This is a genomic window from Pseudomonas brassicacearum subsp. brassicacearum, from assembly GCF_008801605.1.
Classification (GTDB): Bacteria; Pseudomonadota; Gammaproteobacteria; order Pseudomonadales; family Pseudomonadaceae; genus Aquipseudomonas; species Aquipseudomonas brassicacearum.
In genome coordinates, this window is the sequence record NZ_VZPJ01000039.1 from 1 (window position 1) to 928 (window position 928).

The following is a 928-nucleotide window of genomic DNA, read 5'->3' on the forward strand; positions in this document are numbered from 1 at the left end:
TCACCGCTGATGTAGCGGTTCATCAGGGTCAGGCCCGGCACGCCGACAGCGGCGAAGTTGAAGTCGTGGCGCACTTGCCAGGATTTTTCCTTGGCGTTGTCGTAGCTGGAGTTGTAGCTGTCGTTGGCCAGGGTGCCGCCGCTGGTGCCGTTGACGCGCATCCAGGCATCATCGCCGCCGACTTTCTGCAGGCCGACGTAGAAAGTGTTGCCGCCGTATTTGGCCGAAAGCATGGCGAACGCGGTTTTGTTGTCCAGGTCGCCGGCCAGGGCGCTGCCGTCTTCCTTGCCGATGAAGTAGCCGAGGTTGGCGCCCAGGGTCCAGTCGCCGATGGGCTGGCTGTGGGTCAGGTTGAAATATTGTTGCTGGTAGATGTCGGACAGTTCCGAGTACCAGACGCCGACCTGGGTGCGTTTTTCGTTGAAGGCGTATTCACCGCCGCCGAAGTTGAAACGGTCGGAGGTGAACGCACCGCGGCCGTTCATCGACATGTCTTCCATGCTCGCGTCGTTGCGCGGGCTGTTGGCGCGGAACTGGCCGCCGTAGAGAGTCAGGCCGTTGATTTCGGTGGAGGTCACTTGGCCGCCACGGAAGGTTTGCGGCAGGGAACGGCCATCGTCGGAACGCAGGATCGGCAGTACCGGCATCCACTCACCGACTTTCAGTTCGGTCTTCGACACCTTGGCCTTGAGGGCGACACCCAGGCGACCGAAGTCATCGGCGGGGCGCCCGTCATCATGCACCGGCAGCAGTTGCGTACCGGCCGTGCCACGACCGCCGTCGAGCTTGACCGAGTACAGGCCCAGCACGTCCACGCCGAAACCGACCACGCCCTGGGTGAAGCCGGACTTGGCGTCGAGGATGAAACTCTGGGTCCATTCCTCGGCTTTGCCTTGGGCATTGTTCGGGTTGGTGAAGTTGCGGTTGA

The 928-nt window shown here is 62.3% G+C and carries 1 protein-coding gene; it reads right to left on the minus strand.

Going from position 1 to position 928, the window contains the following annotated elements; genetic code table 11:
• A partial coding sequence (locus F7R20_RS31400; RefSeq protein ID WP_151180636.1) for an OprD family porin occupies positions 1-928 on the minus strand: 928 nt, incomplete at both ends.